The sequence below is a fragment of the Saccharopolyspora sp. ID03-671 genome, assembly GCF_045278815.1.
Lineage (GTDB): Bacteria > Actinomycetota > Actinomycetes > Mycobacteriales > Pseudonocardiaceae > Saccharopolyspora > Saccharopolyspora ipomoeae.
This window is the reverse complement of the sequence record NZ_CP134054.1, coordinates 6,892,156-6,901,031: the sequence shown is the minus strand read 5'-3', so window position 1 is coordinate 6,901,031 and position 8,876 is coordinate 6,892,156. Positions and strand designations below refer to the sequence as shown.

At 72.7% G+C, this 8,876-nt stretch carries 7 protein-coding genes; 4 read left to right on the top strand and 3 right to left on the bottom strand.

Going from position 1 to position 8,876, the window contains the following annotated elements:
* Positions 1-90: 90 nt before the first annotated feature.
* Genes REH65_RS32125 through REH65_RS32115 form a run of 3 tightly spaced genes read right to left on the bottom strand, consistent with a single transcriptional unit; the run spans position 91 to position 4,105 of the window.
* Positions 91-1,533 (bottom strand): MFS transporter, encoded by a 1,443-nt coding sequence (locus tag REH65_RS32125; protein ID WP_406690480.1) that lies wholly within the window; start codon positions 1,531-1,533, stop codon positions 91-93.
* The gene (locus REH65_RS32120) at positions 1,530-2,504 is read right to left on the bottom strand and encodes a R2-like ligand-binding oxidase (RefSeq protein WP_406690479.1); all 975 of its coding nucleotides are present in this window, start codon (positions 2,502-2,504) and stop codon (positions 1,530-1,532) included. Before REH65_RS32120 ends, REH65_RS32125 begins: the two co-directional genes overlap by 4 nt.
* Positions 2,501-4,105 (bottom strand): alpha/beta fold hydrolase, encoded by a 1,605-nt coding sequence (locus REH65_RS32115; protein WP_406690478.1) that lies wholly within the window; start codon positions 4,103-4,105, stop codon positions 2,501-2,503. The genes REH65_RS32120 and REH65_RS32115 overlap by 4 nt, the downstream gene beginning before the upstream one ends.
* Positions 4,106-4,334: 229 nt before the next feature.
* Here REH65_RS32115 and REH65_RS32110 point away from each other — a divergent pair, with 229 nt between their 5' ends.
* The 4 genes from REH65_RS32110 to REH65_RS32095 all read left to right on the top strand — a co-directional run bounded on the left by REH65_RS32110 (position 4,335) and on the right by REH65_RS32095 (position 8,875).
* The gene (locus tag REH65_RS32110; RefSeq protein ID WP_406690477.1) at positions 4,335-5,561 is read left to right on the top strand and encodes a lipase family protein; all 1,227 of its coding nucleotides are present in this window, start codon (positions 4,335-4,337) and stop codon (positions 5,559-5,561) included.
* A 52-nt stretch (positions 5,562-5,613) separates the two neighbouring features.
* On the top strand, positions 5,614-6,267 hold the full coding sequence (locus tag REH65_RS32105; protein WP_406690476.1) for a GntR family transcriptional regulator: 654 nt from the start codon (positions 5,614-5,616) through the stop codon (positions 6,265-6,267).
* 147 nt (positions 6,268-6,414) lie between these two features.
* A complete protein-coding gene (locus REH65_RS32100; RefSeq protein WP_406690475.1) occupies positions 6,415-7,635 on the top strand; it encodes an amidohydrolase family protein in 1,221 nt (406 codons plus the stop codon).
* A gap of 61 nt (positions 7,636-7,696) precedes the next feature.
* Positions 7,697-8,875, top strand: a complete 1,179-nt coding sequence (locus tag REH65_RS32095; protein WP_406690474.1) for an amidohydrolase — start codon at positions 7,697-7,699, stop codon at positions 8,873-8,875.
* The last annotated feature ends 1 nt before the right edge of the window (position 8,876 follow it).

Below are 8,876 nucleotides of genomic sequence, written 5' to 3'. Positions count from 1 at the left end.
CGTGCGGAACGCGATTCCGGGCGCGTTCGGTCCCGGTTCCCATTCAGCGGCGGCGAAATGCGATTCCAGTGGCGGGAATTCCCGCGATTCTCAGTCGGCGGCGGATTCCGGGGTGCGCGATCGGAAGCAGCGGAAGGTCACCGCCGCCGCCAGCAGTTCCACCACCGCGGCGGTGATCAGACCGGCGGTGAACCCGGACGCCAGCGCTTCCGGAGCGGGCGCGCCCCCGGCCAGTTCGGCGTTCTGGCGGACGGTGAGCACGAGCCCGATCAGCGCGACGCCGAGCGCGCTGGACAGCTCGCGGGAGGCGGTGAGCACGCCCGAGGCGATGCCGGCGTCGCGGGTGGCGACGACCTCCAGCGAGAACGACGTGAGCGGCGTGGTGAACGCCGAGCCCGCGCCGATGAGCAGCAGGCCCGGGATGCGGGGCGGCACCTCCGGGACGTGGTTGACGACCGCGATGGCCACCAGCCCCGCGCTGACCAGGAGCAGCCCGACCAGCACGGTGTAGCGGGGTCCCCACCGCTCGACGGCGGGGGCGACCAGCGGGGTCGCGTCGACGATGGCGACGGCGACCAGCACCAGCGGCAGCCCGGCCTCGGTGGGGGTCAGCGCCAGCGACTCCTGGTGCAGCAGCGGCGTGAAGAAGAAGACGCCGCTGACCCCCAGTCCCCAGAGCAGCTGCACCGACACCCCACCGAGGAACGCCCGCTCGGCCACCAGCGCCCGGGGCAGCAGCGGGTGCGCCGAACGGCGTTCCACCAGCACGAATCCGACCAGCGCGAGCACGCCGAGCCCGGCCGGGACGACCCGGCCCGCGAGGTCCGGGGCGTGCTCGCCGGTGCCGACCAGCGCCATCAGGAACAGCAGCATCGAGGCGGTCACCAGCAGCATCCCCCGCACGTCCACCCGTCCCGGGGCGGAGCGCTCGGTGGTGACGGCGGCAGCGGGCGCCAGGGCGGCCGCGGCGACCGCGAAGGGCACGTTGCTGAAGAAGATCCAGCTCCAGTGCAGGTGCTCGCTGAGCAGGCCGCCGGTGGCGGGGCCGACCGCGATCGCCACGGCCAGCGCCGCGGTCCAGATGCCCGCCCCGATCGCCCGTCCCCGGACGTCGAGGTTGGTGCGCAGCAGGCTCAGCGTCGCCGGGACCAGGACGGCGGCGGCGCAGCCCTGCACCACCCGGGCCGCGATGAGCGTGGCCGCGTCGCGGGCGAAACCCCCTGCCAGCGCGGCGGTTCCGAACACGAGCAGGCCCAGCAGCAGCGCGCGGCGCTGTCCCCACCGGTCCACCAGGTTGCCCGCGACCAGCAGCAGTCCGGCGAAGGGCAGGATGTAGCCGAGGCTGATCCACTGCAGCTCGGTGAGCCCCAGCGCCAGCTCGCGGCCGATCGAGGGAACCGCCGCGGCGACGATGTTGTTGTCCAGCGTCGTGACGAACGCGACCAGGGCGATGATCACCAGGGTCGGCAGGGCCGCGCCTCGGGGCTGCGCGACGCCGACCGGGCCGGTGATCCTTCCGGGCAGCACGCTCATCCCCCCTCGTTCTCGTGCTCGGCCAGCGCCGCCTCGTCCTCGGCGCCGAACTGGTCCTCCAGGCGGTCCGGGCTGTAGTCGACGTCGATGGCGGCGAGTTCCGCGCCGCGCGCGGCCTCGATCGAGCTGAGCCTGCGCGCGGCCCGGTCGGTGGCGTAGCCGAACACATCGCCCAGGTCGAAGCCGAACGGGTCGTCGTCGAGCTGGTCCAGCGAGTGCTGGATCTGGGTCATGACGTGCGGCAGCAGCGCGTCCATCTGGTCCTGCACGACCGCCCAGTTCGCGTCGTCTGCGGCCACGTGGCGCCGGCAGGTGAAGGTGCCCCAGGCCATGTGCCTGCGCTCGTCGTCGCCGATGCGGCGGATGAGCTGCTGCATCCCGGGCAGGATCCCGGCGTGCTTGCAGGCCTTGTTCCACACGAAGTAGCCGGTCAGCGCCAGCACCCCTTCGACGATGTGGTTGTAGGTCACCGACGCGCGGATCTGGTTCTCCGGGCTCGGGTCGTCGTGCAGCCGGCACAGGGCGGTGGGCAGCGCGTCGTAGAAGATGGCGCGGTAGCCGGGGTTGTCGGCGACGTGGTGGTGCAGGTCGTCGGTGAGCCCGACCGCGTCCAGCCACAGCCGGAACACCTGGGCGTGCTTGGCCTCCTCGAAGCAGAACTGGGTCAGGTACATCTCGTCGGCGATGCGCCCCTCGGCGCGCATCGCGGCGAGGAACGGCTGGATCTCCTGGGCCACGGCCTCCTCGCCGCCGAGGAACTGGGCGCAGAGCATGGTCCCGGCGAAGCGCTGCTGCTCGTCGAGCGACGCCCAGTCCTCGGCGTCCTGGCTGAAGTCGAGCTCGGCGGGGTTCCAGAACCGCGCGTTGCCCTTGTCGAACAGCCGCAGCGGCAGCGAATCCCAGTTCAGCCCGCCCTCGCGCAGCGAGTGGAAGCCCTCGCGCGGACGAGCGTCGATCACGTGTCCGGTCATCGTGCTGACTCCTCTCCACGTCGTACCGGTACGTCCACGCGGGACGGATCGGCCTCCGGCGAGGTGAGCACCACCTGTCCCCCGCCGGAGTTCCAGTCGATGAACAGCGGGTCCGCGGTGTCGATCACCAGCGCCAGCCTGCCGTCGGCGGGGATGTCGTAGGCCGTCGGCGAGAACCGCAGGTCCACCGGCATCTCCGCGCCGGGGATCGCGTCGGTCCAGCTCAGCGGCAGGTAGTTGATCAGCCGCCCGGTGCCGGTGGAGTCCACGTCGTAGAGGTAGGCGACGATCGTGCCCGTCTCCCCGGGCGGGATCACCGTCAGGTGGAGGTGGACGGAGCCGCGCACCCGGAGCCCGTCCGGGAACTCCGGGCTGGTCCACACCGCGCCGTGCTCCCGGTCGATCCCGGGCAGCCACGCCCTCGGCGGTTCACCCGTGAGAGCTTCGAAGCTGTAGGTCGCCAGCGGAACACCACCGGTGGCGATCGTGTCGCGGCTCGCGTCGATCTCGACCCGCCAGCCGGGCCGGGGCGCGTCGCCGATCACCCCGTCGTCCGGCCCGGGACCCAGGAACAGGTGCTGCGGCTCGCCTTCGGCGGCTCGCCAGTCCGGGTAGGTCTCGGGGTCGTGGGTGCCCGGCCGGGCCCGCAGCACGACCGGGTCCTCGCCGAGGATCGAGGTGTCGGTGCCCGCGACGGTGGCGTCGAACCAGCGCAGCGCGGTGTCCCACGTCTCGCTGGGAAGTCCCAGCAGGCCACCGGATTCGGCCGAGGCGTGCTCGCCGGGGATGAGGTCGATGCGCTTGGGGCCGGTGTAGTCCTCGTAGAGCTCGACCATCTGGTCCGGCGGGAACACCGTCTCGCTCCAGGTGTGCCCGATGAGCAGCGCGGGCCGGTTCTCGTTGAGCCGGTCGAGGTACCGGCTGGGCGAGCGGACCCGCGCCCACTCGTTGATGACCTCCCGGTCCACCGGGTCCGGTGTGGGGTCGAAGTAGGTGCGCAGCATCCAGTCGGTCTCCGGGCTGAGCCTGCCGTGGCCCCACCCGGAGGTGTAGAGCACCAGGGCGACGAGCCCGCGCCGGGTCTGGTTGCCGTACAGCGAGTGCACCAGGTCGAACCAGCCGCTCAGCGACACCACCGAGCGGATCCGGTTGTCGAAAGCGGCTGCGATCACCCCGATCCCGGCCCCGTAGGACACCCCGGCGACGCCGATCCGCTCGGGATCGGTGGCGGTGTTGGCGGTGGTCCAGTCGAGCACCGTCGTCACGTCGGCGACGTCCTTCGGCCCGGCGGTGTCGACCTCACCCCCGGATTCGCCGAAACCCCGTGCGCCGTAGGCGACCACGACGTAGCCGCGGGCCGCGAGGTCGCGCGCCGGCATCACGTTCTGGGTGCACCCGCCGCCCCACGCGCTGATCAGCACGGCGGCCGGGTGCGGGCCCGGGGTCCTCGGCTCCATCACCATCGCCTTGAGCTTCACGCCGTCGGCGGCGGTGATGTCGACGAAGCGCGTGGTGAAGCCCGTTTCCGCGTGCGCGGCGGGTGCGGCCGCCGCCAAGCAGGCCAGCGCCGACATCGAGACAAACGTCCTGCGGCTGTGCATTGCGTCCGCCTTTCGTTGTTCGCCATTCGCGACTCCCGGCGACGGGGCGGAACCATAAGCACGGGATTCCGCGCCGGGCAAGGACTCGAATTTCCTTTCCAGGCACGGTGACAACGCGTCTTCTCGTTTTTGTCATGCGCCCTACAACTAATCGGTCAAGGACACGACGAAGCGGCGAGTTCGGCTAATCTCCGCCCATCGCACCAGGTCTCACAACGGAGGTGGGCTCGTGCCCGAATTCGCACATCGCACCAGATTCGTGGCGCTGGTGGTGGCGGCGCTCGGCGTCACCGCAGCCACGGCGCCCGTCGCCGTCGGCGAGCGCCCTGCCGGCGTGGTCACCGCGCAGCAGCAGCCGGGTCCGTTCGACGATTCCTTCTACGTGCCACCGCGAACGCTGCCCGAGGGCGAGCCGGGCGACGTCATCCGGTGGCGCCCGGCCTTACCCGCGCTCAACGCGGCCAACGCCGACGCGTGGCAGGTCATGTACCTGTCGACGAACGCGCTCGGCGAACGCAGCGCCGTCACCGCAACGGTTCTCGTGCCCAGGGGCGCCGATCCGGCGAAGGCCCCGGTCGTCGGCTACGCGCCCGGCACGCAGGGACCGGCGTTCAAGTGCACGGCGTCGAAGGCGATCGAGCGCGGCACGCTCTACGACCAGCCCGCCGTCAACGACCTGATCAGCCGGGGCTACGCGGTCGCGGTCACCGACTACGAGGGCTACTCGCCCGAGACCACCCCGACCTACATCACCGGGCGCTCGGAGGGACCGGCGCTGATCGACGCGGTCCGCGCGGCGCAGCGCTTCCCGCAGGCGAAGCTCTCGCCGGACGCGAAGGTCGCGTTCCAGGGCTACTCGCAGGGCGGCGGCGCGGCGATGTGGGCCGGTGAGCAGCAACCGGACTACGCGCCCGAGCTCGACCTGGTCGGTGTCGCGGGCGGCGGCGTTCCCGCCGACCTCAACGAGGTCGCCGCAGGGCTCAACGGCTACGTCGGCTTCGGCTTCCTGGCCTTCGCCGCGGTGGGTCTGGACGCGGCCTACCCGGAGCTGGACCTCGACTCCTACCTCAACGACACCGGCAGGCAGGCCATCGCCGAGGCCAAGCAGCAGGACTGCGTCGTCGAGCTGCTGGCGAAGTACCCGGGCAAGAAGATCAGCGACTACACCGACCGCGACCCGCTGCCCACCCCGCAGTGGCAGGCCCGCATCGAGGAGAACGAGCTGGGCACCAGGCCGATCCGGGTCCCGGTGTTCCAGTACCACGGCACCGTGGACGAGATCGTCAACACGCCGCAGGCCGAGGCGCTGCACCGCCGCTACTGCGACCAGGGCGTCCCGGTGACCTGGAAGACCTACCCGGTCGACCACCTCGCCGGCATCTTCGCGGGCAACGCCGACGCGGGCCGGTTCCTCGCCGACCGCTTCGAGGGCAAACCGGCCGAACCGAACTGCTGATCGCGGCCGCGCCGCCCCGGTTCGCCCGGGGCGGCGCGCCTATCCTGAGCGGATGGCCGGGAACGACGACTCCACCTCGATGAGCGCGCGGGCGAGGGAAGCCGTGCGCGAGCGCATCATCGACCGCCGCTACCCGCAGGGAGTTCGGCTCGTCGAGCGCGAGGTGGCCGAGGAGCTGGGCATGTCGCGGGTGCCCGTCCGCGAGGCGCTGCGGTCGCTGGTCGCCGACGGGCTGCTGGAGCTGCTGCCGAACAGCGGCGTGCGGGTCCGCACGATCACCCGCGACGACGTGCACCACCTCTACGAGGTGTGGGAACCGCTGGCCGTGCAGGCGTCCCGGCTGGCAGCGCGCGCCACCGCCGACGACCCCGAGCGGGCGGCGGACCTGGAGCAGGCCCTGGACGACGCCGAGCGCGCGGCCGCGGCCGGTGCGGGCGCCCGCGAGGTGACCGCGCACGCCGCGTTCCACGAGCGCGTCGTGGATCTGGCGGGCAACCCGCTGCTCACCCGCACGATGGAGCAGCTCAACGGGCTGCTGCGGCTGCTGTTCGGGATGCGGGAGGAACCCGCGCACATGCGGGCTCAGCACGCGGAGATGTTCCGGCGGATCGCGGCGGGCGACGAGGAGGCCGCGGCCGCCGCGACCCTCCTGCACGTGCGCGACAGCAGGTCGCTGGCCCTGCGCTCCCTCTTCGGGGACGACTGACGAGCGGTATACCAAGCGGCAGATCCAGCCGGCTCAGCCGCGACCGTTTTGGGATGCCAACGGCATTTTCCGGAGCGGGATTGCAGCGTCGACGTGCTTTGGTATACAAACACGTCGTCCTACCTCCCTGCTTCCGAAGGAGCCCGCATGTGCCTCGACCACGTGCCACCGCCGTCGAACCAGCTGAGCCGCCGAGGCGTGCTCGCGGGTGCGGCGATGCTCGCCGGCGTGGGCGGCGCGGCTCTCGCGACCCCGGCCGCGGCAGCGCAGCGCCCGGGCCCCTCGCGCGGCGGTGACCTGGTCCTCCGAGGCGGCACGCTGCTCGACCCGCAGACCGGGGAGGTCACCGAGAACGCGACCGTCGTCATCACCGGCGGCGCGGTCCGCGCGGCCGGGGCCGACGTCCGGGTTCCCGAGGGCGCGCAGGTGCTCGACGTGCCCGGCAAGTGGGTCCTGCCGGGCCTGGTCGACGCGCACATGCACCTGACCACCCTCGACGAGGCCGGTGCCGCGCTGCGCGCCGGAGTCACGACGGTCCGCAGCGGCTCGACCAGCTTCTACCAGGACATCGCCCTCCGGGAGCTCGCCGAGCAGGCGCCCGAGCTCACCCCGCGCCTGAAGGCGGCGGGCGTGTTCGTCACCCCGGATCTCGCCGAGACCGTCCTGGCCGATCCGGACCTCGCGCCGCTGGCCCGCCTGCACGACGGGGTGCGCTCGCCCGAGGCGCTCCGCAAGGTCGTCGAGGTCAACCTCCGGCGGGGCGCCGACGTGATCAAGACCCGGGTCAACGAGCGCGCGGGCAAGCCCGACCAGGACCCGCTCACCCAGGTCTACTCCCACGAGCAGCTGGCCGAGATCGTCGCCGCAGCCCGGCGCGGCGGCAGGGGCGTGCTCTGCCACAGCTACAGCGAGCAGGGCTGCCACGACGCCGTCACGGCCGGGATCCGCTCGCTGGAGCACGGCGTGTTCGTCGGCGAGCGCACCCTGCACGAGATGCGCAGGCGCGACACGTACTTCACGCCGACGCTGACCGCGATCGCCGGGATGATCGACTCCCCCGACCCCGTGCTCGCCGAGCGAGGCCGCACCTACCTGCCGGTCCTCGAGCAGGCGGTGCTCGCGGCCCACGCGACCGGGGTGCCGCTCGCCGCCGGCACGGACTCCTCGGGCGGGACCGTCGACCCCGTCGGCCGCGAGGTCGAGCTGATGCGCGAAGCCGGGCTGCCCGCGCTCGACGCGATCCGCACCGCCACGACCGCCAAGCCCGCCTGCTCGGCCTGGAGAAGCAGGTCGGCCGCCTCCGCCCCGGCTACGCCGGTGACGCGATCGTCCTCGACGCCGACCCGCTCGCCGACGTGTCCGCGCTGAAGACGCCGTCGCTCGTCGTGCGCACGGGCGTGGCGATCTGACGCCGGAACGGAGGAACCCGATGCACTCCCTCGTCGTCCGCAACGTCCGCCCCTCCGACGCGGACTCGCCCACGGACCTCGCCGTCGTCGACGGCCGGTTCACCGACGGCCCCGTTCCCGCCGATGCCGAGGTCGTCGACGCCGACGGCCGGATCGCGCTCCCGGCGCTGGTCAACGCCCACATCCACCCCGACAAGACCACCTGGGGCGGGCCGTGGGTGTCGCGCAGGCCCGCCGAGGGCATCGCCGACCACTGCGAGCAGGACGCGGAGCTCTTCCGCAGCCAGCCCCGCGCGGTCGCCGAGCGGTCCCTCGGCCTGATGACCCACGCCGTCGCACGAGGCACCCGCGCGATGCGGGCGCACGCCGACGTGGCACCGGCCTACGACCTGGCCTGCCTCGACGGCGTCGCGCAGGCCCGCGACCGGCTGCGGCACGCGCTCGACGTCGAGATCGTGGCGTTCCCCCAGCACGGCGTCCTGCGCGCTCCCGGCACCCGGGAACTGCTGGAGGAAGCCGCGCGCACGGGTGCGATCGACATGGTCGGCGGCATCGACCCGGTCGGCTTCGACCACGCCCTCGACGAGCAGCTGGACCTCGTCTTCGACCTCGCCGATCGGCACGCGGTGGGCGTCGACCTGCACCTGCACGATCGCGGGGAGGCCGGGACGACGACGCTGCGCGCCGTCATCGACCGCACCCGCGCACTGGCGTTGCGGGGCAAGGTCACCGTCAGCCACGTCTTCGGCCTGCCCGGGCTCCCGGACCGCGAGTTCGACGAGATCGCCTCCGCGATGGGCGATCTCGACATCTCGCTGACGACGGTGGCGCCCTCCAAGACGCGGGTGCTGCCGGTCGCCCGGCTGCGCGAGCACGGCGTGCGGGTGGGCCTGGGCACCGACGGGGTCCGCGACGCGTGGAGCCCGTTCGGCGACGCCGACATGCTCCACCGGGTCCACCAGCTGGGCTGGATCACCGGCGCCCGCACCGACGAGGAGCTGGCCGACTGCTACCGCGTGGCGGCCGACGACAGCGCGGACGTCATGAACCTGCCCCGCGTCGACTTCACACCGGGTTCGCCGGCCGATTTCCTGCTGGTGCGCGGCGAATGCCTCCCGCAGATCGTGGTGGACACGCCTCGTCCGGACGTGGTCGTGCACGCCGGCCGCGTCGTGGCCCGCGACGGCGAGGTGCGCTGAA